Annotated in this window: 18 protein-coding genes and 1 pseudogene; 8 read left to right on the top strand and 11 right to left on the bottom strand. The window is 73.0% G+C overall.

Going from position 1 to position 24,342, the window contains the following annotated elements; all coding sequences use genetic code 11:
• Nucleotides 1–186: 186 nt before the first annotated feature.
• Nucleotides 187–897: a DUF3017 domain-containing protein gene (locus JGS22_RS03860; protein ID WP_211042463.1), complete on the bottom strand. Its 711-nt coding sequence runs from the start codon at nt 895–897 to the stop codon at nt 187–189.
• 3 nt (nt 898–900) lie between these two features.
• A complete protein-coding gene (locus tag JGS22_RS03865; RefSeq protein WP_211042464.1) occupies nt 901–1,755 on the bottom strand; it encodes a bifunctional methylenetetrahydrofolate dehydrogenase/methenyltetrahydrofolate cyclohydrolase in 855 nt (284 codons plus the stop codon).
• A 303-nt stretch (nt 1,756–2,058) separates the two neighbouring features.
• Between JGS22_RS03865 and JGS22_RS03870 the strand changes: the two genes are divergently transcribed.
• From JGS22_RS03870 to JGS22_RS03880, 3 genes are all read left to right on the top strand, one after another.
• Nucleotides 2,059–2,724, top strand: a complete 666-nt coding sequence (locus JGS22_RS03870) for a hypothetical protein (protein ID WP_211042465.1) — start codon at nt 2,059–2,061, stop codon at nt 2,722–2,724.
• A 311-nt stretch (nt 2,725–3,035) separates the two neighbouring features.
• Complete coding sequence (locus JGS22_RS03875) at nt 3,036–3,947, top strand: FHA domain-containing protein (RefSeq protein ID WP_236073017.1); 912 nt, start codon at nt 3,036–3,038, stop codon at nt 3,945–3,947.
• Nucleotides 3,944–5,434: a protein kinase domain-containing protein gene (locus JGS22_RS03880; RefSeq protein WP_211042466.1), complete on the top strand. Its 1,491-nt coding sequence runs from the start codon at nt 3,944–3,946 to the stop codon at nt 5,432–5,434. Before JGS22_RS03875 ends, JGS22_RS03880 begins: the two co-directional genes overlap by 4 nt.
• A 209-nt stretch (nt 5,435–5,643) precedes the next feature.
• On the opposite strand, the gene purH is transcribed toward JGS22_RS03880, so the two are convergent.
• Together purH and purN are read right to left on the bottom strand one after the other, a co-directional pair.
• Nucleotides 5,644–7,224, bottom strand: a complete 1,581-nt coding sequence (gene purH, locus JGS22_RS03885) for a bifunctional phosphoribosylaminoimidazolecarboxamide formyltransferase/IMP cyclohydrolase (protein ID WP_211042467.1) — start codon at nt 7,222–7,224, stop codon at nt 5,644–5,646.
• Entirely contained in the window at nt 7,221–7,862 is a 642-nt protein-coding gene (purN, locus tag JGS22_RS03890) for a phosphoribosylglycinamide formyltransferase (protein WP_308405499.1), read from the bottom strand. Before purN ends, purH begins: the two co-directional genes overlap by 4 nt.
• A gap of 264 nt (nt 7,863–8,126) precedes the next feature.
• Here purN and JGS22_RS03895 point away from each other — a divergent pair, with 264 nt between their 5' ends.
• The gene (locus JGS22_RS03895) at nt 8,127–8,969 is read left to right on the top strand and encodes a hypothetical protein (protein WP_211042469.1); all 843 of its coding nucleotides are present in this window, start codon (nt 8,127–8,129) and stop codon (nt 8,967–8,969) included.
• A 38-nt stretch (nt 8,970–9,007) separates the two neighbouring features.
• Here JGS22_RS03895 and JGS22_RS03900 read toward each other — a convergent pair.
• Nucleotides 9,008–9,175: pseudogene (locus tag JGS22_RS03900) on the bottom strand (SulP family inorganic anion transporter); the annotation flags it as partial.
• Between the two features lie 69 nt (nt 9,176–9,244).
• On the opposite strand from JGS22_RS03900, the gene JGS22_RS03905 reads away from it, so the two are divergent.
• Nucleotides 9,245–9,595 carry a SulP family inorganic anion transporter gene (locus JGS22_RS03905; RefSeq protein WP_505011421.1) on the top strand — a complete coding sequence of 117 codons (351 nt, stop codon included), beginning with the start codon at nt 9,245–9,247 and terminating at the stop codon, nt 9,593–9,595.
• A gap of 516 nt (nt 9,596–10,111) precedes the next feature.
• Here JGS22_RS03905 and JGS22_RS03910 read toward each other — a convergent pair.
• Nucleotides 10,112–12,010, bottom strand: coding sequence for a cell division protein PerM (locus JGS22_RS03910; RefSeq protein ID WP_216814829.1), 1,899 nt, complete (start codon nt 12,008–12,010; stop codon nt 10,112–10,114).
• 164 nt (nt 12,011–12,174) lie between these two features.
• Here JGS22_RS03910 and JGS22_RS03915 point away from each other — a divergent pair, with 164 nt between their 5' ends.
• Nucleotides 12,175–13,539, top strand: coding sequence for a sigma-70 RNA polymerase sigma factor region 4 domain-containing protein (locus JGS22_RS03915; protein ID WP_211041322.1), 1,365 nt, complete (start codon nt 12,175–12,177; stop codon nt 13,537–13,539).
• Nucleotides 13,540–13,711: 172 nt separating this feature from the next.
• Here JGS22_RS03915 and sucD read toward each other — a convergent pair whose 3' ends face one another.
• The 5 genes from sucD to JGS22_RS03940 all read right to left on the bottom strand — a co-directional run bounded on the left by sucD (nt 13,712) and on the right by JGS22_RS03940 (nt 20,874).
• On the bottom strand, nt 13,712–14,596 hold the full coding sequence (gene sucD / locus JGS22_RS03920; RefSeq protein WP_211041323.1) for a succinate--CoA ligase subunit alpha: 885 nt from the start codon (nt 14,594–14,596) through the stop codon (nt 13,712–13,714).
• 45 nt (nt 14,597–14,641) lie between these two features.
• Complete coding sequence (gene sucC / locus JGS22_RS03925) at nt 14,642–15,814, bottom strand: ADP-forming succinate--CoA ligase subunit beta (RefSeq protein WP_211041324.1); 1,173 nt, start codon at nt 15,812–15,814, stop codon at nt 14,642–14,644.
• 232 nt (nt 15,815–16,046) lie between these two features.
• Nucleotides 16,047–17,291 (bottom strand): vWA domain-containing protein, encoded by a 1,245-nt coding sequence (locus tag JGS22_RS03930; RefSeq protein ID WP_211041325.1) that lies wholly within the window; start codon nt 17,289–17,291, stop codon nt 16,047–16,049.
• Nucleotides 17,288–19,741: a DUF5682 family protein gene (locus tag JGS22_RS03935; RefSeq protein WP_308405500.1), complete on the bottom strand. Its 2,454-nt coding sequence runs from the start codon at nt 19,739–19,741 to the stop codon at nt 17,288–17,290. The genes JGS22_RS03930 and JGS22_RS03935 overlap by 4 nt, the downstream gene beginning before the upstream one ends.
• Nucleotides 19,738–20,874, bottom strand: coding sequence for an ATP-binding protein (locus tag JGS22_RS03940; RefSeq protein WP_211041326.1), 1,137 nt, complete (start codon nt 20,872–20,874; stop codon nt 19,738–19,740). Before JGS22_RS03940 ends, JGS22_RS03935 begins: the two co-directional genes overlap by 4 nt.
• Before the next feature lie 271 nt (nt 20,875–21,145).
• On the opposite strand from JGS22_RS03940, the gene JGS22_RS03945 reads away from it, so the two are divergent.
• A complete protein-coding gene (locus JGS22_RS03945; protein WP_211041327.1) occupies nt 21,146–22,504 on the top strand; it encodes an SWIM zinc finger family protein in 1,359 nt (452 codons plus the stop codon).
• Nucleotides 22,501–24,237: a DUF5691 domain-containing protein gene (locus tag JGS22_RS03950; RefSeq protein WP_211041328.1), complete on the top strand. Its 1,737-nt coding sequence runs from the start codon at nt 22,501–22,503 to the stop codon at nt 24,235–24,237. The genes JGS22_RS03945 and JGS22_RS03950 overlap by 4 nt, the downstream gene beginning before the upstream one ends.
• Nucleotides 24,238–24,342: the final 105 nt, after the last annotated feature.

Consider the following 24,342-nt stretch of genomic DNA (forward strand, 5'->3'; position numbering starts at 1 on the left):
GGTTTTCTGAATATCTCGCCATCAAGATACTCCAGCCGTCGCCGTGCCATGCAACCCATACCGGCCGGTTCATCTGAAACGCACGGCGTCTTCGCAGGTCAGAAGGTTGCATCAGTTTGATCGGTGATCGATCACCCATCCGAAGCCGCCCGAAGAGGGCCTGCGCCGGAGCACGGACTCGGCGCACTACCGCACCGTGAAGCGGATGATCTCCTCCAGGAACGGCAGTTCCAGCCAGGGGTCGGGCTGCGCCATCAGCGCCAGCAGCACGATCGCGGTGCCGAGCACCCCGTAGGTGACCAGGTCCGTGAAGCGCGAGCGCACCGCCAGCATGCCGACCGACGGCATGAACCAGCGCAGCCCCACCGCGAGCAGCAGGAAGGCACCCACCAGCAGGATGCCGATGCGCGCCTCGACGAGCGTCAGCAGCAGGCCGAGCATCACACCGCCGAGCACGGTGAGAATCGGCCACTGCCGGTACGGTGCCGGGGCGTCGCCGCCGACGACCCGACCGCCGCCCTCCGGCCTGGCGGTGTCCCTGGTGAAGGTCGGGAAGCGCCGCGAACGCCTCGCCGGGGACGCCGACTTGGCGGACTTGGACGACCTGACCGGCTCGGCGGACCTGGAGGGCCCGGTGGATTCAGCCGGCTCGGGAGACCCGGCGGGCGCGATCGGCTCGGCGGGTGCGGCCGGCTCGGCGGGCGTGCTCGGCTCCGCGGCACAGGCGGACTCGTCGGGCTCGGCGGGCGTGTTCGGCTCGGTGGATGCGGCCGGCTCGGCGGGCGGGCTCGGCTCCGCGGACTTGTCGGGCTCTGCGGGCGCGGCCGGCTTCTGCGGCGAGGCGGGCCCCGTCGTCGCGCGGGCGGCGTCGGGGTCGTCGGATGAGGTGGCGGCCATCGCTCAGCCCGCGTTCCGCTCGGCTGCGTCGACGACGTTCGCGAGCAGCATGGCGCGGGTCATCGGGCCGACGCCGCCGGGGTTCGGTGCGACCCAGCCGGCGACCTCGGCGGCTCCCGGGTGGACGTCACCGACGATCTTGCCGTTCTCGTCCCGGCTGACACCGACGTCCAGCAGCGCCGCGCCGGGCTTGATGTCCTCCGGCTTGATCAGATGCGGCACGCCTGCCGCCGCGACGACGATGTCCGCCCGGCGGAGCTGAGCGGCGAGGTCACGGGTGCCGGTGTGGCACTGGGTGACGGTCGCGTTCTCCGAGCGGCGGGTCAGCAGCAGCGGGAGCGAGCGCCCGACCGTCACGCCCCGGCCGACCACCACGACCTCCGCGCCCGCGATCTCCACGTCGTGGCGGCGCAGCAGCGCGATGATGCCGTTGGGCGTGCAGGGCAGCGGGGCGGGCTCGTTCAGCACGAGGCGCCCGAGGTTGACGGGGTGCAGTCCGTCCGCGTCCTTGGCCGGGTCCATCAGCTCCAGGACGCGGTTGGTGTCGATTCCCTTCGGCAGCGGCAGCTGGACGATGTACCCGGTGCAGGCCGGGTCCTCGTTCAACTCCCGTACGACGGCCTCGATCTCCTCCTGGCTCGCGGTCGCGGGCAGCTCCCGCTGGATGGAGGCGATGCCGACCTGGGCGCAGTCGCGGTGCTTCCCGGCGACGTACTTCTGGCTGGGGGCGTCGTCCCCGACGAGGACCGTGCCGAGGCCCGGTACGACACCGCGGGCCTTCAGTGCCTCGACCCGGGTGGTGAGTTCGGTCTTGATCGCGGCAGCGGTGGCCCTGCCGTCGAGAATCTTGGCGCTCATGTGCCCATCCTCGCGGATGCGGGGGCCGGTACTCCACTCAAGGGTCCGCGGACGGCGCCGGGGCCTCGGACGTACGTCGAACGGGCCGCGGTCGGCGTACCGGCGGAAGCCCCGCGTTGCGGCTCTGCCACGGTTCCCGGGGCCGGCTGGACACTGTTTGCCCGGGAGACGGATGATGAATCCCAGTGCCGCGGTTGACGGGGGAAGGCGCGGCCGCACTCGACGTTCACTCCCCGCACATGCCCGGCGGCTCCTGGGTCTCGTGGCCCGTGGACCCGCCAACCATCGCCAGGAGGGACGAAGTTGAGCAATTACGACCAGAACCCGTACGGTCCGCCGCCGCAGAGCGGCCCGCCCGGCTCCTCGCCGTACGGGCCGCCGCACCAGGACCCGTACGGCGCGCCGCCCGCGTACGGGCAGCCCCAGGCGCAGTCGCCGTACGGCCAGCAGCCCTACGGACAGCAGCCGTACGGCCCGCCCGGCCACGCCTACCCGCCGCACGGACCGATGGCGCCCGCGTCCATGCCGGGCATGGTGATCACGGCGCGGGTGCTGCTCTTCGTCGCGGGCGGGCTGTGGGCGATCCTGGCGCTGTTCATGATCGGCTTCGCGCTGCTCGCGGGCGACATCGACGCCGAGGAGGAGTTCAAGGACCTCGCCGATGTCGCGGCCGGCATCGGCCTGCTCTTCTTCGTGATCTTCGGCGGGCTCGCCGCCCTGCACATCGTGCCCGCCTCGCTCTTCGGCAAGGGCGGCACCGCCACCCGGGTGGTGGCAATCGTGGCCGCGTCGATCAACGGACTGGTGGCTCTGCTGAGCCTGGCCGGTTCGCTCACCGACGGCGGCTCCACCGCCAACTCCCCCGGCAGCCCGCTGATCTCGCTCGTGTGGCTGGCGACCGCGGTCGTCACGCTGGTCTTCTGCTCAGGACCGCAGGCGAGTCAGTGGTTCAACCGCCCGAAGCTGTGAACCGAGCCCTCGGAGCGCGAGCGCGGCCCCCGGTGGCCGCGCTCGCACCTCGGCCGCGGGCGGGAACGCGCGGCCGACCCGGGGGCGCACAACGGCGGCCGACGGCGGCGATCGGAGCGTTCGGCCGTCGTGTGCGGGGATACCACCAGCCGTCCGAGTCGTCCTGAATCACCGGGCTGTTGGCTGAATTCTGCGAGCTTTCGTACGACTTTCCCGGCTGTTCCGCAGCAACCGCTTCCCCTCGTGCTGTTCATCCCTACTCTGCGAAGTGAACGCCCCGACAAGGGGCGACTCTCGGGGGAGGGGAAAGCATGATCAGCATCATCGTGGTTCCGGGGGGCGAATCGGAACCTCGCGACCAGATCCGTCTCGAGCCCGGCCAACGTCTGGACTTCGGCCGCGAACCGGGCCCCGTACGACGCACCTCGTCATCCGCGTCATCCGAACCGTCCGCACCGCGGCCCGGCAGGGACGGCCGATCGGGCCGCACCACCGACCGCGGAGCCGACGACCGCGGAGCCACCGACCGCGGAGCCGACCGCCGGGCCCGACAACCGTGCGGCCCGGAGCCGGGGCACCCGGTCGACCGAAGTCGGCTGGCTCTCGACCACGAGGGCGTCTCCCGGCTCGCGGGCACCATCACCGCCACCGGATCCTTCTGGTCGCTGAGCAATCTCAGCCGCCACCAGACGTACGTGGTGGAGAACCCGGAGGGTGCCGGGGAGCACATCAAGATTCCGCCCTGCCGTCTCGAGGCGCCGGTGCCGTTCGAGTTCTCGCGCGTCGTGGTGCCCGCCCGCGACAGGCTCGTCACGCTCGACGTCTGGGCGCCGCGGCACGAGTACGCCGACAGCTCCGCGGCTCCGCTGCTCGGCGGCCAACTCACCGCTCCTGTCTTTCCGTTGGACCGCAGCAAGCGCTACTTCCTGGTGCTCGCCGCACTCTGCGAACAGCGGCTGAGGGGCGCACCGCACGCTCCGCTGCCGACCACCGGACAGGTCGCCGAACGCCTGGGCACCGTGTGGCCTGCGGCGGGCCGCAGCTCCGTGCAGTGGAACATCGACTATCTGGCCGTGAAGCTGCGGATCAAACCCGGGCCCGAATCCGTCGACAGCGGCGGGCGGTTGAACGGCAAGAAGGAGACCCTGGTCTCGCTGGCGCTCCGCTTCGACCTGGTGCGCGAGGACGATCTGGCGCTGCTCGGCCGCAAGGGGGTCGGGTGAACACCTCCTGTGTGCCTGCCGGTTACCGCATCGGCAGATGGGTCGTCGACGCGCCCGTGGCGGAAGGAGCGTTCGGCAGCGTCTACGCCGCACACCGCACCGGGGACGCGACGGGCGGTGATCCGAGGGGCGCAGACGCAACGGCCGGGGCGCCGACGGGCGAGCGCTCGGCAGAGGGGGGTGCGTCCGGCGGCGGCCCCGGGGTCGGCGATGCCGAGTACCCGGCGCGGGCCGCGCTCAAGATCCTGCCGACCGGCACCAGTACGCCCCGACAACTGCGTCATCTGCGTGAACTGGTGGCGCGCGAGGTCGAGTTGCTGAGCAGGGTCCGGCACGTACGGCTGATCCGGATGTACGAGACCCTGACCGTCGACGATCCGCACCATCCCGAGCTGGACGGATCGGCCGTGCTCGTACTGGAGTTGGCGTCCCGTTCGCTGAGGGACGTGCTCGACGACGCCGGGGGCCCGGCGCCGCCCGGCGCGGCCCGGCTGCTGGCCGAGGTCTGCGAGGGCATGGCCCAACTGCACCGGGAAGGCTGGGTGCACGGGGACATCAAACCCAGCAACGTCCTGCTGATGGACGACGGCGGCGTACGCCTGTCCGACTTCAACCTCGCCGCCGAGATGGAGGGCAGCCACGCCTACTCGCCGGCGTTCTCCACACCGGACTACAGCCCGCCCGAACTGCTCTGGTCGGAGTTCAGCGCGCGCGGCCAGCAGATCAGGCCGACCGCCGACATCTGGGCGTACGGCGTGCTCTGCCACGTCGTGCTCAGCGGCACGTACCCGATGCCGGGCGGCACCGCGAGCGCCCGCCGGGAGGCGGCGGCCCGCTATGCGCGCGGCGAGGAGGAGCTGCGCCTGTCCCCGCTGCTGCCGGACGGCTGGGCGGCGCTGATCGGCCACTGTCTGGCCCGTACGCACCAGGAGCGCGCACGGTACGACGCCTCCCAACTCGCCGCGCGGGCAGCGGAGTTGGGAGGCGGTCGCGGGAGGCGACCCGGACGCCGGGTCCGCCTGCCGCGCAGCCGCCGGGCCCAGCTGGCCGCGCTCACCGCGACCGTCGCCACGGCCGTCACGGCGGGGACCGGGGCCGCACTGGTCTACGAGCGCTCCGGGAGCTCCGAGCCCCAGGGCTACCAACGCTGCCTGGAGGGAAACGTCTGCTTCTTCACCGAGCCGCACGGCAAGGGCGACATGTGCGCCTGGTGGGGCGACGACAGGGACTGGTACCGGGGCGAGGTCAAGTGCGGCTGGCACCCCGACACAAAGGTGGCGTCGGTCTTCAACAACGGCAAGGACACCGACCAGGGCGAGCAGTACGTCGACGTCTTCTACTTCGGTGAGCAGGAGTACGGCGCGGAGGAGGGATGCATCAGGATCGGCACCCGCAGAAACCTCGAGGGCGAACAGACGTTCGCCTCCCACCGCTGGCAGGTCACCTGCGCCGACCCGTACGAGAAGGGCCGCAACGCCCCGCAGTGACGGCGGAGTCGGGACGCGGCGCCGGTTTCCGGGCCGGCGGCTGCGTCCCAACTCCTCGCACGGAAGCCGGAGTCGGGGCGCAGGCCGGCCAACGGCGGTCCCGCACGCGTCACTTCACCGTGCCGCACCCAGAGCCACAGTCACCGGGGCACTCCCGAGCCGGCGCACCCCAGCGGGCGGGCCCGCACCGGGGGCGCCCCGGCAGCGCCTCAGTGGAAGAAGTGCCGCGTCCCCGTCAGGTACATCGTCACTCCGGCCGCCTCGGCGGCCTCGATCACCTGCTCGTCGCGGACCGAACCGCCGGGCTGCACCACGGCCCTGACGCCCGCGGCGGTCAGCACCTCCAGCCCGTCCGGGAACGGGAAGAACGCGTCGGACGCGGCGTAGGCACCGGCCGTACGCTCCTCGCCGGCACGCTGGACAGCGAGCCGTGCGGAATCGACCCGGTTGACCTGGCCCATGCCCACGCCGACCGTGGCCAGGCCCCTGGCCAGCAGGATCGCGTTGGATTTCACGGCGCGGCAGGCGCGCCAGGCGAAGGCGAGCTCGGCCAGCTCCCCGACCGGGAGCGCCTCGCCCGCGGCCAGCGTCCAGCTCGCCGGGTCGTCGCCCGCCGCCTGGAGGCGGTCCCGGACCTGGAGCAGCGCGCCGCCGTCGATCGGCTTGAACTCCGGCCTGTCGGCGGAGCCTTCGGGGCAGCGCAGCACCCGGATGTTCTTCTTGCGCGCCAGGATTTCGACCGCGCCGGGCTCGTAGTCGGGGGCCACGACGACCTCGGTGAAGATCTCCGCGATCTGCTCGGCCAGCTCGGTGGTGACCGGGCGGTTGACCGCGATCACACCGCCGAAGGCGGAGAGCGGGTCGCAGGCGTGCGCCTTGCGGTGCGCCTCCGCCACGTCCGAACCGACCGCGATACCGCAGGGGTTGGCGTGCTTGATGATGGCCACGCACGGCTCGTCGTGGTCGTGGGCGGCACGGCGCGCGGCGTCGGTGTCCGTGTAGTTGTTGAAGGACATCTCCTTGCCGTGCAGCTGCTCCGCCTCGGCGAGACCACCGGTTCCGTCGGTGTACAGCGCGGCGCCCTGGTGGGGGTTCTCGCCGTAGCGGAGCACTCCGGCGCGGGTGTAGGTGTGCCCGTGGAAGTCCGGGAAGCCGGAGTCCTCGCCGGCGGAGTCGGCCGCGTAGCCGACCGACGGCTCGGCGAACCACTTCGCCACCGCCACGTCGTACGCCGCCGTGTGCTGGAAGGCCTCGGCCGCCAGCCGCTTGCGCTCGCCGAGCGCGAATCCACCGCCCTCTGCCGCCGCCAGCACGTCCGCGTACCGCTGCGGGTTGACCACGACCGCGACCGAGGGGTGGTTCTTGGCCGCCGCGCGGACCATCGACGGGCCGCCGATGTCGATCTGCTCGACGCACTCGTCGGGGCCGGCGCCGGAGGCGACCGTGTCGCTGAAGGGGTAGAGGTTCACCACGACTAGATCGAACGGCTCCACCTCCAGCTCGGCGAGCTGAGCGCGGTGGCTCTCCAGGCGCAGGTCGGCCAGGATCCCCGCGTGCACCCGCGGATGGAGCGTCTTGACCCGGCCGTCCAGGCACTCGGGGAAACCGGTCAGCTCCTCCACCTTCGTCACCGGCACACCGGCGTCGGCGATTCTGCCCGCCGTCGAACCGGTGGAGACGAGCCGGACGCCGGACGCGTGCAGCCCACGCGCCAGCTCCTCCAGACCCGTCTTGTCGTAGACGCTGATCAGCGCGCGGCGGATCGGCCGCTGTGTCGCTTCGGCACTCATGCCGGAACCCGTACCTTTCGTCCCTCAATGCGATAGCCGTCGCGGGCGAGGCGACCCACGACATCGACGAGCAGGCGACGCTCGACTTCCTTGATCCGCTCGTGCAGCGCGGACTCGTCGTCCTCATCCCTGACCTCGACCACGCCCTGGGCGATGATCGGGCCGGTGTCGACGCCGTCGTCGACGAAGTGGACGGTGCACCCGGTGGCCTTCACGCCGTAGGCGAGCGCGTCGCGCACCCCGTGGGCCCCGGGAAAACTGGGCAGCAGCGCGGGGTGGGTGTTCACCAGCCGCCCGCCGAAACGGGCCAGGAACTCGCTGCCCACGATCTTCATGAAACCGGCGGAGACCACCAGATCGGGTGCGTGCGCGGCGGTCGCCTCCGCCAGCGCCGCATCCCAACCGGCCCGGTCCGTATGGTCCTTCACTCGGCAGACGAACGTCGGCAGCCCGGCCCGACGCGCCCGCTCCAGGCCGGCGACGCCGTCCCGGTCGGCACCCACCGCGACGATCCGCGCTCCGTACGACTCCTCCCCGACCCGCTCGATCGCGTCGAGCAGCGCCTGGAGGTTCGTACCGGAGCCGGAGAGGAGGACGACGAGCCGGGCGGGGCCCGCTGAGGGCACGTAAGCAGCCACGACTAAGGCTCTTTCCGGCAGCTGGAACATTAACTGTGCGATCGAACGAACAAAGCGGGTGCGTCTATCCGGTTGACCCTACGAAGCCGCCGATCACCGGCAACGATACCGGGAACAGCTGCAGCCCCCATGGGACGGGTACGCCGACGCAACGGGTAGCGTCTGGCGTACAGCTCCGTGGCCCGATCGCTGCCGTTGCGCGCCCTTTGCCGCTCCGGCGGTCTCGGCGGTCGCGGGACACTCGAAGGGGAAGACACACACCACATGACGGACCGACGCCGCGCCCAAGGTCAGGCCGCCCAGGAGGACAACCCCTGGGCGCCGCCGCCCACGGACCGCCCCGACCAACCGTGGCAGCCCAGGCAGCAGGGCCACGGAGGCAACGGCGAGGGGCGCGACGAATCGGGCCGCGACGGCTCCGGCCAGGACTCCTCCGGCCAGGACACCTCGGGGAGGGACCCCTGGGGCCGGGGCCCCTCTGGGAGGGGCGGCGACGAGCAGCGCGAGGACTCCGGCCGCACCAAGTGGGGAAGCCAGTGGAGTTCCCGGCAGCCCGGACGCGGGAACGGCGTCTTCGGCAGCAGCCGCGGCAGCGGCGACGACGGGGGGCGCGGCGACCGCAACGGCAGCCGGCTGCGCTGGGACCCCCGGGACCCGGCCCAGCGCCACGCGCGCTACGCACTGATCTCCAGCATGTGGTCGGTCTTCTTCGCCCTCTTCAACATCCCGCCGGTCGCCCTGCTCCTCGGCGCCCTCGCGCTGTACTGGGGCATCAGTTCGCTGCGCGGCGCGCCGGGCGCCCAGTCCCGCAAGAACGCCGAGGGCGGAGCGGGCGACGCCCGCGGCGACACCCGGTTCGGCCACGGCGACCGGAACCCGGCGGGCCCCCACGGCGGCGCGGGACGCCGCCCGCAGCTCGCCACCGCGATCGTGGGCATCGTCGTCGGCTCGATCGGGCTGCTCTTCGTGATGAGCGCCTTCACGGTCCAGGTGGTCTACAAGGACTACTACGTCTGCGTCGACAACGCCCTGACCACCCCGACCCGTCAGGCCTGCGACGAGCACCTGCCGACGCAGCTCCGCTCCATCCTCGGCGAGGCCGACTGAGCGCCGACTCCTCCCCACGGCTGCGGGGCGGTGGTGCCGGCGGGCCCGCTGACCTGGAGCGGCGCTCCGCCGAACCGGCCCGCGACGATCCCGCCGACGGCGGCGGCCACCAGACCGGCCTGGAGCGGAGCTCCGGTCGCCAGGGCGATGCCCAGCGAGAGCGGGAGCGCGATCAGGAAGACGGAGACGGACGCGGAGAGATCGGCCGAGCCGCCTCCCGCGCCGCGTCCGTCTCCGTCTTCCTGATCGCGCTCCCGCTCTCGCTGGGCATCGCCCTGGCGACCGGAGCTCCGCTCCAGGCCGGTCTGGTGGCCGCCGCCGTCGGCGGGATCGTCGCGGGCCGGTTCGGCGGAGCGCCGCTCCAGGTCAGCGGGCCCGCCGCCGGCCTCACCGTGGTCACCGCCGAACTCATCCAGCAGTACGGCTGGCGCGCCACCTGCGCGATCACCGTCGTCGCCGGGCTCGCCCAACTCGTCCTGGCCTACGTGCGCGTGGCCCGCTCGGCCCGGAGGGCGCCGAGGGTGGGAACGCGTGCGCAGGCGGACATCGATCTCGTTTCCGTCGCGGTAGTTCATCACGGTTTGTGTGCATTCAACTACCCCCAAGGGGAGGTAAATGAATCGTAATGACAGGTAAAGGAAGGCATGTGGTGATCCAGGGTGCTCCGTGTCGCTCTTCCGCCTTATGAGTGAACGATGAGCTGTTGTCCGCTTGTCATATCAATGTGCTTATCGGATCCATGCCACGTTGAGTCCGAATCAGCTGATTCGCTGTCAATGTGCGCGTGGGACGGCCGCCCCGGCGCCGCGCTCACCGCTGCGGGCAGGGAAAGTGCGCCGTCCGGCCTCGACCGAGGCCGGACGGCGCACTTTCCCTGCCCGCAGCGGTGAGCGCGGCGCCGGGGCGGCCGTCCCACTCGACGCCGGACGGTCGTCCCGGGCGACGGCGGGCAATCTGCCGGGCGACCTGCCGCCGGTGTGGTGAACAGCCCTTCCGCGCGATCCCGGACACCCGTCCCGTCGCACGGCGAACGGCCCGTCGCCGAGACCTCGGACAACCCGCCCGTCGAGCGTGAGCAGCCGTTGCGCGCAGTGGTCACGCACCGCTGTGTGCGGGTGAACCGGGCGGCTGCGAGCCGCCGTTCAGGGCGACTGGCGTGTGAGCGGCGGCTCCGGCGGCGGAACGGGACGTACCGGCACCGGCTCCGGTACGGGCGGCAGGGGCGCGGGCGGTACGAGGGGCACGGCCGGCGGCACCGGTTCGAGCGGCGACGCGGAGACCCCCGACGGCCCGGCGGATCGCGGAGCCGCCCTCGCATCCGACTCCCCCGGCTCCGTCGACGCTGCGGGTCCCGTCGACGCTGCGGGTTCCGTCGATCCTGCGGGTTCCGTCGATCCTGCGGGTTCCGGTGCCGTCGATTCCCGTGCACCGTCGGCGGGTTGAGCCGCTCCCGCAGCGCTCCCGAGGTCGGGCATCAGGCCGCCGGACCCGTCCTTCAGCGCTGCCCAGCGGGTGCGCCGGCTGCGGGTCGCGTGCCACTCGCCGGACGATTTCCGGCGTGTACGCCCGAAGCGGCGCCACCACGCGGGCGTCGCGTCCCCGGCGTCGGGCTGCTCCGCACCCGCGCCCGTCGGGCGCTGCACACCCGGCGTCCCGCCCGTGCCCGTACCGGCCGGGGCGGCGACCGCCGTATTGGCGCCGTCCTCCGTACTCCCGTTCTCCCCGGCCCTGTTGACGGCGAGGCCGTCCGGGCGCGGCGTACGTCGCGGAACGAGACCGACCAGTGCGGCGACGGCCCGGCGGCGGGCGAGGGCCAGGGCGAGCAGCGGATGCGGCTCGCGGATGCGCCACCAGCGGACCGCGTACGCCGTCGGGAGCGCGCCGAGGCAGACCCAGCCGAGGGCGGCAGCGCCCACCGCCCACCAGGTCGGCCCGAAGTCGGCGAGCAGACCGGTGCCCAGCGGGCCTCCGGCCAGCGCGGCGAGCGCCGCGACGCCGAGTCCGCAGCCGACGCCCACCAGCAGCACCGCACCGGCCGTACCGAGCGCCCCGTCGGCGCCGTGGCGACTGCCGCGCACCGGCGAGGAGCCGCGTCCCACCGACAGCCCGGCGACCGCTCCGGCGACCAGCGGGATCGCGCCGGCGCCGAGAAGCGCCCAGGTCACGCCCGCGTTCTGCGCGGGGAGTGCCGCCAGCAGCGGGAAGTTCGGCAACTGCGCGGGGGCTGCGGTGGCCAGCGGCGCCACACCGTGCCCGACCCCTGCGGCGAAGCCCGGCCCGAGCGCGTACGCGATGCCCCAGACCGCCGCGTTGGGCGCGAGCAGCAGACAGAGCAGCGCCACCGCCGTACGCCCCGACCAGGAGCCCGCGAGCTGGGCACCCGCCTCGGTCGCGGCGCTCCAGTGCAGGACCAGCTGCCCCGCGGCCAGCACCGCGCCGCCCGCGACCAGCGCCGCGGAGGCCAGCACCGCGGCCCGCAGCGCGGTGAACAACCGTTGCCACGGCAGCCATCCGGGCAGCAGGCCGGACGGCGGGGCCGGCCACCCGCGCCCGGCCCACACGCCTGCGCCCACGCACAGCAGCGTCAGCAGCGGTACGCACACGGCGGCGCTCCCCGGCTGGGCCCGGAACGGACCCCCCTGGGTGTACCAGGTCGCGAGGGCGGCAACCATCAGGTATCCGGCGCCCGCCCAGGCCACGATCCGCGGCCCCGGACCCTCCAACGCCCGTACGCAGCGGTAGAGCAGCACCGCGGGCAGCGCGGTGAGCAGCAGCGGGGTGAGACCGAGCGGGGCGGCGCCGCCGGCGAGGGTCTCCGGGCGGACGAGTTCGACGCCGTGGGCGAGCAGCCAGAGTCCGGCCGCCACCCGAAGGGCGTCGTCGGGCCCGCCGTGGGCGTGGGGAGAGCTGATCCACAGCATCAGCACCAGCATGGCGAGTGCCGCCACTCCGAGGGCGGCGGCGAGTACGCCCTCCGCCCACCAGGTCACGGGCCGCAGCCGACCCAGCGTTCTGAGGTGGCGTTGCATCGTTTGGCTCACATCGACATGCTGCCAACAACACCCGTTTCGCCCTGGTAGCGGGCAATTACTCGCTGTGTCGTTGAATATTCCGATATGCACTTTATTCGGATGGGCGGTAAGCGCCCGACAAACCGACGACCGCACCCGGCGGTCGTCGATGCACGCGACGGCGAGGGGCAGGCATGACGCTCGACGACCGCACGGAACCGCCCACACCGGCGGACAGGCGGCAGTCCACACGTGCGGACCGACCGGCCAAGGCACGCAAGGCGAAGAAGCAGGCCCGGAAGCAGGCGAAACAGCACGCGAAGCAGCGGGCCGGGCTGGACCCGAGCGCGGGCAAGCGCGCCGCGAACACGGCCGGATCGCCCGCCGGCTTCGAGGGGCCGCGGACGAGCGCGCCCGACCCGGACCGCCTCGTCGGCGCGGGAACCCCCCGGTGGGCGCGCCGCTCGGACTCCGACCCGAAGGGCCCCGGCCCGAGCGGCAGGACCCCGAACGACGAGGGCACGAGCAGCGGGGGCCCGAACGACGGGGGCCCGACGGACGGCAGCCCGAGCTCCGGGGGCCGGAGCGGCAGCGACGGAAAGGCCGGCGCCGCGGTGGCCGTCACCCCGAAGGACGTGTCCGACCGGGACGCGGCGGTCGCGATGCCGGCCGAGTCCGCCGCGTCCCGGACCGAGCTGCCCGTCGCGTCCCGGACCGCGCGCGTCGAGCCCGCCGAAGCGGGCCCGCAGGACATGGAAGCCGCACCGGTGGAGCCCGAGACCCCCGCGGCCGGCAGCTCCGACCCGGCGGCGACGGCGTTCGATCTGCTGCACGTCACCCACTCCCCCGCCCTCACCCGGCAGGCGTTCCTCCTCACCGGCAACCGCGAGGTGGCCCGCTGGGCGGTCGAACGCGCCTTCCACAGCGCCTGGGAACGGTGGCCCGAAGTCGCCAGGGATCCCGACCCGGCAGGTTGGACGAGGGCCGCGACCCACGAGTACGCACTCTCGCCGTGGCTGCGCTTCTGGCCGGGCCACAGCGGGCCGGACCCGTACGACGGCGCTCCCGATCATCGCGCCGTGCTCGAGGCGTTCTGGGGCCTGCCGCGCAACTACCGCCGGACCGTACTGCTGCACGACGGGATCGGGCTGAGCCTGGCCGAGACCGCGGCGGAGACGGAGGCGAGTACCGGCGCCACGCTCGGCAGGCTGCGGCACGGGCGGGAGGCGGTGGCCGTACTGGTGCGCGAGGTCGCGGACGCCGGCAGTCCGGGCGACGGAGGCGGCGCCGGGCCGGACTGCGACGACCTCGGTTCCGAGCTGCGCGGCGCGGCCCTGGGCGAACTGCTGCGCCGGGCGGCGGCCGTGCACCGGGTCGGGCCGGTTCGGACCCCTGCGGTACGGACGGCCAGCGAGCACGTCACCCGCCGCGGCACCCTGGCCGCCGCCGGGCTGACCGCGGTGCTGGTGCTGACCACCTCGTTCACCATCGCGACCGGCGAGAGCGGTGATCTGCTCCCCACCGGGCTGCCGGCCGCGGTTGCCCAACTCGCCCGCTGACCGGGGCGGTTGCGTGACCGCGACGTTCCGACGACGGACCGGACGCGCGCCGCGGCGCACCCGAAACGCGACGACGGCCCGCCCCTCGAAGGGCGGGCCGTCGTCGCGTGGTGTCACTGCCGCGCGCACCGGCACCCGCTCGGAACGAACGGACGCACGATCAGCGCGGGATTCAGCCGCCGAGGATCTCGCGCGCGAGGCGGGCGGTCTCCGAAGGCGTCTTTCCGACCTTGACTCCGGCGGCCTCCAGGGCCTCCTTCTTCGCCTGGGCGGTGCCCGAGGAGCCGGAGACGATGGCGCCGGCGTGGCCCATGGTCTTGCCCTCCGGCGCGGTGAAGCCCGCGACGTAGCCGACGACCGGCTTGGTGACGTTGGCCTTCACGAAGTCGGCCGCACGCTCCTCGGCGTCGCCGCCGATCTCGCCGATCATTACGATCAGGTCGGTCTCCGGGTCGGCCTCGAAGGCCTCCAGCGCGTCGATGTGGGTGGTGCCGATGATCGGGTCACCGCCGATGCCGACACAGGTGGAGAAGCCGATGTCGCGCAGCTCGTACATCATCTGGTACGTCAGCGTGCCGGACTTCGAGACCAGCCCGATGCGGCCGGGCTTGGTGATGTCGGCCGGGATGATGCCGGCGTTGGACTGACCGGGGGTGATCAGGCCCGGGCAGTTCGGACCGACGATGCGGGTCTTGTTGCCCTTCTTGCCGGCGTACGCCCAGAAGGCGGCGGAGTCGTGCACCGCGATGCCCTCGGTGATGACGACGGCGAGCGGGATCTCGGCGTCGATCGCCTCGATGACCGCGCTCTTGGTGAACTTCTCCGGAACGAAGATCACGGTCACGTCGGCGCCGGTGGCCTCGACGGCCTCCTTGACGCCGCCGAACACCGGTACCTCGGTGCCGTCGAAGTCAACGGTCTGACCGGCCTTGCGGGGGTTCACACCGCCGACGATGTTGGTGCCGGAAGCCAGCATGCGCTTGGTGTGCTTCTGGCCCTCGGAGCCGGTCATCCCCTGGACGATGACCTTGCTTTCCTTGGTGAGGAAAATAGCCATTTTTGTGTCGGTTCCTCGTCTGTCCTCTTGGGTCCTCGTCTGGAATTACTTGGCAGCAAGCTCGGCGGCGCGGTCAGCGGCGCCGTCCATGGTGTCGACCTGCTCAACCAGCGGGTGGTTGGCGTCGGTCAGGATCTTGCGACCGAGCTCGGCGTTGTTGCCGTCCAGACGGACGACCAGCGGCTTGCTGACGTCCTCGCCCTTGGACTTGAGAAGCTCCAGGGCCTGCACGATGCCGTTGGCGACCGCGTCGCACGCGGTGATGCCGCCGAAGACGTTCACGAAGACGGACTTGACCTCCGGGTCGCCCAGGATGATCTCCAGTCCGTTGGCCATGACCTCGGCAGAGGCACCGCCGCCGATGTCGAGGAAGTTCGCCGGCTTGACGCCCGCGTGCTTCTCACCGGCGTACGCGACGACGTCCAGGGTCGACATGACCAGACCGGCACCGTTTCCGATGATGCCGACCTCGCCCTCGAGCTTGACGTAGTTCAGGCCCTTGGCCTTGGCGGCGGCCTCGAGCGGGTTGGCCGCGGCCTTGTCCTCGAGCGCGGCGTGGTCGGCCTGGCGGAACTCCGCGTTGGCGTCCAGCGACACCTTGCCGTCCAGCGCGATGATCCGGCCCTCGCCGGTCTTGACCAGCGGGTTCACCTCGACCAGGAGAGCGTCCTCCTTGATGAAGACGTCCCACAGCTTCTGCAGGGCGGCGACGATCTGGTCCTTGACCTCCGCCGGGAAGGCAGCGGCCTCGACGATCTCGCGGGCCTTCTCCTCGGTGACGCCGTCGATCGCGTCCACGGCGATCCTGGCGAGCGCCTCGGGCTTGGTGGCGGCCACCTCTTCGATGTCGACACCGCCTTCGACGGACGCCATCGCCAGGAAGGTGCGGTTGGTGCGGTCCAGCAGGAAGGAGACGTAGTACTCCTCCGCGATGTCCGCGGTCTGGGCGAGCATCACCTTGTGGACCGTGTGGCCCTTGATGTCCATGCCCAGAATCGCGCCGGCCTTCTCCACGGCGTCGGCCGGGTCGGCGGCCAGCTTCACGCCGCCGGCCTTGCCGCGGCCACCGACCTTCACCTGCGCCTTGACGACCGCGCGACCGCCAAGCCGCTCAGTCACCTCGCGCGCCGCCTCGGGCGTGTCGATGACTTCACCGGCCAGCACCGGTACGTCATGCTTGGCGAAGAGGTCCCTCGCCTGGTACTCGAACAGGTCCACGCGCGTCCGTCCCTTAATCAGTTGTCGCGGTCGTTGAGAGCGTGGGCGTGCCGCGTGGCCGCGACAGCGTCGACGCGGCATGTCCGTCTCGCAGGGTAGCCCGGTGCATGAGGTGGACATAAATCTCAGCTCGCCCGCACACGGTGAGTCCCGTCACAGAGCCGCGCACCGGATCGTGCCGCGCGCCCGGCGGCAACAGCGCGCCGCCGGGTGAACTCGCAGCTGCGAAGGGTCAGTTCGCCGCGGGTATCGGCAGCGGCCGACGCTCGATCGCCGCCGCCATCACCTCCGGAAAGTGGTCCGGCGTACAGGCGAAGGCGGGCGCCCCCAGCTCGGCGAGCGCGGCGGCGTGCTCGCGGTCGTACGCGGGCGCTCCCTCGTCGGACAGCGCGAGCAGCGTGACGAACTGGACGCCGGCGCTCTTCATCGCCGCGACCCGCCGCAGCATCTCGTGCCTGATGCCGCCCTCGTAGAGGTCGCTGATCAGCACCACCACGGTCTCGTTCGGCCGGCTGATCCTGCTCTGGCAGTACGCCAGCGCGCCGTTGATGTCCGTACCGCCGCCGAGCTGGGTGCCGAACAGCACGTCGACCGGGTCGTCGAGCGCGTCCGTGAGGTCGGCGACCTTCGTGTCGAAGACCACCAGCCGGGTGCTGATCGACCGCATGGAGGCCAACACCGCGCCGAACACCGAGGCGTAGACGACCGAGGCGGCCATCGAACCGGACTGGTCGATGCAGAGGATGACGTCCTTCTTCACCGAACGGGACGCCCGGCCGTAGCCGATCAGCCGCTCCGGAACCACGGTGCCGTACTCGGGCAGGTAGTTCTTGAGGTTGGCGCGGATGGTGCGGTCCCAGTCGATGTCCTGGTGGCGCGGGCGCTGGATCCGCGCGGAGCGGTCGAGCGCGCCGTTGAGCGTCGTCCGGGTACGGCTGGCGAGCTGCTTCTCCAGCTGCTCGACGACCTTGCGCACCACGGCTCTTGCCGTCTCCTTGCTGGACTCCGGGATGGCCCGGCCCAGCGAGAGAAGAGTGCCGACCAGATGGACGTCCGCCTCCACCGCCTCCAGCATCTCGGGCTCCGCGAGGAGCGAGGTGAGGCCCAGCCGCTGGATGGCGTCCCGCTGCATCACCCGCACCACGGAGCTGGGGAAGTACGTCCTGATGTCGCCGAGCCAGCGGGCCACCCGGGGGGCGCTGCCGCCGAGCCCCGCGGAACGCGGCTCGTCGTAGACGGCGGCCAGGGTGCGGTCCATCTCCACATCTCGGTCGGCGAGTTGGAACCCGGTGCCCTCGTCGGCCGGGTCGCCGAGGACCAGGCGCCAGCGGCGCAGCCGCTCCTCCCGCTCCTCCGCCGTGGGCGGGGGCGACGCGACGGTGTCGGTGTCGGTGTCGGTGTCTTCGGCAGCGGCAGCGGTCTCGGCGTCGGTGTTGATCTCGGTGTCCGCGTTGATCTCGGTGCTGGTGTCGGTCATCGGGACGCCCCCACTGGGTCTTGGACTGGCGTTGCTGCGGCGGGGGTCGACCCGCCCACGGCGAGGGAGCCGCCCAGCAGGTGCCGCAGTGTCGGCAGCACCGCTGCCGACCGGCCGGCGTCCGGCTCGGGGCCGAATCCGGGGTACGCCGTATCGTCGGCGGATGCGCCGCGGCCCCCCGTGCCGCGGCGCACGATCTGGCCCAGATTGCTCCGGACGCCCGGCTCGAAAGCGGAGAACGTCCGCCGCAACAGCGGCAGCACGTCCTCGAACGCGGTCGGCGACACGCTCGCCAGCCAACCGTCGATCAGGGCGAGCAGTCGCTCGTCGTGCAGCAGAAGCATTCCGCCGCCGGACAGGAAACCCTCCACCCAGCCCGCCGCGTCCGCCGGCTCGGCGCCGGTGGACAGCGCCAGGCGCAGCAGCCGCTCCGCGTCGTCCGCCTCCAACTCGCCCTCGTCCAGCAGGAGCCGGGCGCAACGGCCGCGCAGCAGCGGAGCGACGCTCTCCCGGGCCGAGAGCGAGCGCAGCACCGCACGCCAGCGACTGGTCAGGCCCTCGTCGGCGAGCATCGCGATGGAGTGCTGGACGGCGTCGAGTTGCTCGCGCAGCGCTGCCGCGCCGTCGGCGTCGAGCCCCGAGCAGGCGGGAGGAAGCCCCACGCATATCCGCTCGGCCAACCCTTCGGCGACCCGCCGCAGCATGGCCGAGTCCGTGCCGCGCACATCTCCGTACCGGACCGAACGCACCAGCGCCGGAAGGGCTTTGGCGAGCCGGCCCACGTCCGAGTCGAGGGCGGCGCGGTCGGCCAGCTCCCGCATCACCTGCGGCAGCGCCTCGTCGAGCCCGGCGAGCAGACAGCGCTCGGCCCAGAGCGTCACCTCTCCGAGCTCCTGCGCCTCGCTCGCCCTGGTGACCGCCTTGACACCCGCCGCGGTGGCCAGCGTGGTGCCCCAGATACCCGCCTCGGCGGTGCGCACCGACAGCTCGGGCTCCCAGGAGAGCCGCCAACTCTCGCGGAACGTACCGGTGTTGCGGCTGCGGTGGGTGTCGAGCGTGCCCCAGGCGATACCGAGGAGGGACAACCGGTGCAGCATCAGGCTGCGGGCGGCGTCGGTCTCCTTGCGCAGATCGAGGTCCAGGGCGCGCTCGGCGGCCTCCGGCTTCAGACGCAGTGAACGCTGGAGCCTGGTGAGGTCGCGCTGGAGCGGAACCGCGGGTGCCTCGTCCGGCACCTCGCCCAGCGCGTCACCGACGATCAAACGGTCCTCGATGAGCGCGAGAGGCACCTCCGAGCCCTCGCACATCACGGCCCGCACCGATTCCAAAGTCTCGGCCAGCCCCGCGAGCGGACGACCGCGCAGCGCGGCGAGACTCTCGGCGAGACGGACGGACTCGATGACGTGCGCCGAGGAGACCGGGTGGTCCTCGGCCCGCAGCAGCTCGGCGACCCTGGTCATCCAGCGCACCAGCGGACGGTCGACGGTCTCGAAGAGATGGCCGTACCAACCGGGCGAGGTGATGCCCGCGCCGTAACCGCTGTGTCTGGCCAGCCGGCGATGCGTCCAGGGCACCCAGGTGACGTCCACCTTGAGCTTCGGCAGGCCCTTGAGCAGCCCCCGGTCGGCGGCGACCGCGTGCTTCTCCCGCAGCGCCGGCACGTGCCAGGCCCCGCAGACGACGGCGACGGCGTCGTCACCGAACTCCCTGCGCGCCTCCCGCAGCCGCAGCCGCATATGGGCCTCACGCACCAGGTCCCTGCGGTGGCCGCCGTCGTCGTGGGTCTCGCGCAGCGCGGCCATCGCCTCCTCCAGCGCGGTGAAGGGGGCGAGTGTCTGCTCCCGGACGTCCTGCTCGGCGTCCGAGTGCCGCCGGTCGGCGGCGCCCCGGTGCTCGACGACGTCCTCCCACCAGCGCTCGGGGTCGTCGTAACCGGCGGTGCGCGCCAGCACGGCGAGCGGATCGACCCGCAGGTCGGACTCGCCCCCGCCGTCGCAGGAGGACTCCTCGCCCTCCTCTCCGTCGGGATCGCCCACCGCCTGCCCGGGCTGCGGACCGGCGCCGGCGGCACGGTCGTCGTGCTCCGCCTCCGGCTTCAACTCCGGCTCCGCCCCGGGCTGTCGGGGCAGGGCCAGCGAATGAGCCGCGGGCAGGTCCACGAAACGGACCTCCACGCCCCGCTCCATCGCCCAGCTGATCGCCACCCACTCCGGGGAGAACGCCGCGAAGGGCCAGAACGCGGCCCGACCCGGCTCGTCCACGGCGTGCGCGAGGAGCGCGACCGGCGGGACCATCGTCCTCTCCCCCGCCAGCCGCACCACCGCGTCCGCCTCCGGAGGCCCCTCCACCAGCAGGACCTTCGGCTCGTGCGCGACCAGCGCGGCACGCACCGCACGGGCCGAACCGGGGCCGTGGTGCCGGACCCCGAGCAGCAGCGGACGGTCGCTCACGCGCTCACCTCTCGGCACGCGCGGTAGAAGTCCTTCCAGCCGTCGCGCTCGCGAACGACGGTCTCCAGGTACTCCTGCCAGATCACCGAGTCCGCGGCCGGGTCGCGCACCACGGCACCGAGGATTCCGGCCGCCACGTCCGCGGCGCGCAGCCGGCCGTCGCCGAAGTGCGCGGAGAGCGCGAGGCCGCCGGTCACCACCGAGATCGCCTCCGCCGTGGAGAGCGTGCCGGAAGGTGACTTGACCTTGGTACGGCCGTCGACGGTCGCGCCGTCCCGCAGCTCGCGGAAGACGGTGACCACCCTGCGGATCTCCTCCAGCCCCTCCGGCGCCGGCGGCAGATCCAGCGAGCGGCCTATCTGCTCGACCCGGCGGGAGACGATCTCCACCTCCGCCTCCGAACTCGCGGGCAGCGGCAGCACCACGGTGTTGAAGCGCCGGCGCAGCGCGCTGGAGAGCTCGTTGACCCCGCGGTCGCGGTCGTTGGCGGTGGCGATGAGGTTGAAGCCGCGCACGGCCTGCACCTCGTCCCCCAGCTCCGGGATCGGGAGCGTCTTCTCCGAGAGGATGGTGATCAGGCTGTCCTGCACATCGGCAGGAATACGGGTCAACTCCTCGACCCGGGCGATCATTCCGTCCGACATCGCCCGCATGACGGGGCTGTGCACCATCGCCCGGCGGCTGGGGCCGTTGGTGAGGAGCTGGGCGTAGTTCCAGCCGTACCGCACCGCTTCCTCCGCGGTGCCCGCGGTGCCCTGCACGAGCAGCGTGGAGTCGCCGCTGACGGCTGCGGCCAGGTGCTCGGAAACCCAGGTCTTGGCGGTGCCCGGCACTCCGAGCAGCAGCAGCGCGCGGTCGGTGGCCAGGGTCGTCACGGCCACCTCGATGATGCGGCGCGGGCCCACGTACTTGGGGCTGATGACCGTACCGTCCGGCAGAGTGCCGCCCATGAGGTAGAGGGAGACCGCCCACGGCGACATCTTCCAGCGCTCGGGGCGCGGCCTGTCGTCGGCGGCGGCCAGCGCCCGCAGCTCGTCCGCGAAGGCGTCCTCGGCGTGCGGACGCAGTGCCTGCGCGCCCTGCTCGGCGGAGCTCGAGTCCGCCTTCTCCTCCGCCGCGCTCGTCTTGCTCACTCGCCATCCCCCTCGTTCCGATGGGCCATCGACGACAGTCGTCGAACGGCAGCCTTCAGCAGCGCCAATTCCCGCTGGTGATCGGCTGGTTCACACTCTGCACCCTGCCACTGACATTCGAACGCCGGACCTGTGGCCGTCCGACCGGAGCCCGCCCGGGCCGGACCCGACGGGGTGTCGGCGGACGGCCTGGCGCGGGCACAGGGCCGCCCGGGGCGGTGGCCGCTGAACCCGCGCGCCGCTGTCAGTGGCTGGATCTACTGTTCGATCCATGACGGGACAACAGGTCCGCTGGACAGCGGAACAGGTGCTGGCGCTCGCGCCCGACGCGGCGTCACGCAAGGCGGGCGGCAAGCTCGCCACTCCGGGCCCCTGGTCCCTGGCGGCGCAGGGCGAGGGGGCGCTGTGGGGGTTGTGCAGGGGCAGCGGCAGCAAGCCGTACCAGACGGTGGTCGATCTGGTCGGCGCCGGCTACAAGTGCAGTTGCCCGAGCCGGAAGTTCCCCTGCAAGCACGCGCTCGCGCTGCTGCTGCTCTGGGCGGAGAAGGACCCGGTGGTCGCGGACGGCGCGGGGCCGGAGAGCGTGCCGGACTGGGCCGAGAAGTGGCTCAGCGGCCGGCGTGAGCGCGCGGAGTCCAAGACGGCCCGACCGGCCGGGGAGGCTCCTGCCGACCCGGAGGCGGCGCGTCGCAGAGCGGAGCGGCGGGCGCAGCGCATCACCGCGGGCGCCGAGGAGTTGGAGCAGCGGCTGACCGACCTTCTGCGCACCGGCCTCGCCGGCGCCGAGCAGCTCGGCTATGCCGAGTGGGACGAGACGGCAGCCCGCATGGTCGACGCCCAGGCCCCCGGGCTCGCCACCCGGGTGCGGGAGTTGGCCTCGATACCCGGGTCGGGCCCGGGCTGGCCGGGCAGGCTGCTCGCGGACTGCGCGCTGCTGCGCCTGCTGACCCAGGGTTACTTGCGCCGGGAGGAGCTGCCGGAGGAGCTGGCGGCCACCGTGCGCGCCCAGGTGGGGCTCAGCACCGACGCCGCCACGCTGCTGGCCGACGACAGCGCCCGGCTGGCCGGCGACTGGCTGGTGCTCGGTCAGCGCGACAGTCAGGAGGGGCGCTTGACCGTGCGCCGCGTCTGGCTCATGGAGAGAGGCTCGGGGCGGTTCGCTCTGGTGCTCTCGTTCGGCGCGGCCGGGCAGGCGCCGGAGCTGGTGCTGCCGGTGGGCACCGTGTTCGAGGCCTCTTTGGCGTACTACCCGGGCGGCAGCCCGTTGCGGGCGGTGCTCGGGGAGGGGCGCAGCGCTCCGGTTCCGGCGTCCGCGCCCGAAGGAGTGGGAGTGGAGGCGGCGTTGGCGCGATACGGCGATGCTCTGCGCAGCGACCCCTGGATCGAGGCGTGGCCCGCGGTGCTGCACGACGTCGTGCCGCTGCCGCCCCGGGAGGGCGCCGAGGACGGCTGGCGCCTCGCCGACAGTGCGAGCGACACGGCCGTACCGCTCAGCTTCCCTTCCGAGAGCGCCCGTTGGCAGCTCGCGGCGATATCGGGCGGCACACCGATCACCGTGTTCGGCGAGTGCGGCCACGGCGGGTTCCTCCCGCAGACGGTCTGGTCCGACGGAGAGGCGATCACGCTGTGACGACAGGCAAGCAGACAGACGCCGGCGCACCTCCCGAGGTTGCCTGGGAGGAGCTGGTGACGGCGGCTCTGCTCGGCGAGGAGCGCCGTCCCCCGCCCGGCGGTTCGGCGACTGCGCTCCTCGACCTCGCGGCAGTCGCGACCGTCCGGCAGCGCGCCGGGCTGCGACCGGCGCAGGCCGGCCCGCGGCCCGAGCCCGCCCCGCACGATCCGCGCGGCAAGCTGCCGCCGGCCGCCGTGCGCCGGCTGGGCCAGTTCCTCTCCCGCTCCTCGCGGGGCGGGTACCGGGCGGCGTCCGGCGCCGGCTCGCACGGCGCGAACCGACAGGGCCCGGACCTGGGCGAGCTGCTGCCGGAGTGGCTCGCGATCGCCAACTCGCAGGGTTTCGGGGCCCCTTCGGCGCTGCTGCCGCAGCTGCTGGACGCCGCCCGGGCCCGCACCGACCTGCGCAGCGAAGTGCTGACCTTCGCGGGTCCGCGCGCCCCCTGGCTGGCCCGGCTCAACCCGGACTGGCGGTTCGCGCTGCGCGGCGGCGCCCTCCCCCGCGACCCGCGGGCGCTGCCGGACGGCCGGGAGCCGACCGAGGAGGCGGCCTGCCCGGAGCCGGCGGCAGACGAGCAGAGCGTGCGGCAGCTCTGGGAGGAGGGACTGTTCGCCGAGCGGGTTTCGCTGCTGACCGCGGTGCGGCGGCGCGATCCGGCGGCGGGGCGCGAGCTGCTGCTGACCACGTGGTCCTCGGAGCGGGCCGAGGACCGCCTGATGTTCCTCGACTCCCTGCGGCGCGGGCTGTCCCCCGCGGACGAGCCCTTCCTCGACCGGGCGCTCGGCGACCGCAGCAAGAACGTGAGGGCCACCGCGGCCGAGCTGCTGGCGACCCTGCCGGAGTCGGCGCTGGCCCGCCGCATGTGGGAGCGCGCGAGCGGCTGCGTGAGCCTCGGCCCGGCAGGTTCTCCGGCGGACGGGGCTGCGGCAGGCGGGGCAGCAGCGGACGGAGCGGCAGCCCGCGTGGCCGTGGATCCGCCGCAGGAGTGCGACGCCGCGATGGTGCGGGACGGCGTGGTGGCGACGCCGCCCAAGGGACGGGGCAAGCGCTCCTGGTGGCTGGTCCAGACAGTGGAGTCGGCACCGCTCTCGCGGTGGACGGCGCACCTGGGCGGCCGGAGCCCGGCGGAGATCCTGGCACTGCCGGTCGCCGACGACTGGCGGGACGAGCTCCACGCGGCCTGGGCCTGGGCAGCGGTGCGCCAGCGCGACACGGCATGGGCCGAGGCGCTGCTCGGCCTTCCGGTGCGTCCCGGCGGCGAGATTCCGGGCGACCCCGCGCGGCTGCTCGCGGTGCTGCCGCAGCAGGACCGCGCGCGGTGGGCCGCCGGCTTCGTCGCGGCGCACGGTCTCGCCGATGCCTTCCGGGTGCTGGGCACCTGCTCGGTGCCGTGGCCCGTCGAGCTGGCCAAGGCCGTGATGGACGCGCTGGAGATCGCCCGCGAGGCCGGCAGCTACCCGTGGAGCTTCAGCGGCGTGCTCGGTCTGGCCGAGCGTTCACTCGACCCCGCTCTGGCCGAGCAGTTCGTACCGCTGGCGACCCGCCGGGGCGGGAGCGAAGCCGAAGACGGCGCCCGTCCCGGCGCCGCGGCGTACTGGTCGGACGCGTTCGACCGGCTGGTCCTGACGCTGCGGATACGTGCCACCATGCGGGAGGAGCTGGAGCTTCCCGGGCCGTCGCCGGCGGGCTGACGGCCGCCAGTGCGGGCCGCGAGCGTTTCGCGGCCCGCCGGGCGGGCCCCGGCCGGCGGGGGCGAGCGGACGCGGGCGGCACGTACGAGCCGGCGGGCCCGCAGC

This window comes from Streptomyces tardus, assembly GCF_018101125.2.
Lineage (GTDB): Bacteria > Actinomycetota > Actinomycetes > Streptomycetales > Streptomycetaceae > Streptomyces > Streptomyces tardus.

Bases quoted from the DNA above. Each gene is read 5' to 3' on its own strand.
- JGS22_RS03860 (WP_211042463.1), bottom strand. From the start codon at position 897: ATGGCCGCCACCTCATCCGACGACCCCGACGCCGCCCGCGCGACGACG.
- sucD (WP_211041323.1), bottom strand. From the start codon at position 14,596: ATGGCTATTTTCCTCACCAAGGAAAGCAAGGTCATCGTCCAGGGGATG.
- JGS22_RS03915 (WP_211041322.1), top strand. From the start codon at position 12,175: ATGACGCTCGACGACCGCACGGAACCGCCCACACCGGCGGACAGGCGG.
- JGS22_RS03875 (WP_236073017.1), top strand. From the start codon at position 3,036: ATGATCAGCATCATCGTGGTTCCGGGGGGCGAATCGGAACCTCGCGAC.
- purH (WP_211042467.1), bottom strand. From the start codon at position 7,224: ATGAGTGCCGAAGCGACACAGCGGCCGATCCGCCGCGCGCTGATCAGC.
- JGS22_RS03945 (WP_211041327.1), top strand. From the start codon at position 21,146: ATGACGGGACAACAGGTCCGCTGGACAGCGGAACAGGTGCTGGCGCTC.
- JGS22_RS03930 (WP_211041325.1), bottom strand. From the start codon at position 17,291: ATGACCGACACCAGCACCGAGATCAACGCGGACACCGAGATCAACACC.
- JGS22_RS03865 (WP_211042464.1), bottom strand. From the start codon at position 1,755: ATGAGCGCCAAGATTCTCGACGGCAGGGCCACCGCTGCCGCGATCAAG.
- JGS22_RS03895 (WP_211042469.1), top strand. From the start codon at position 8,127: ATGACGGACCGACGCCGCGCCCAAGGTCAGGCCGCCCAGGAGGACAAC.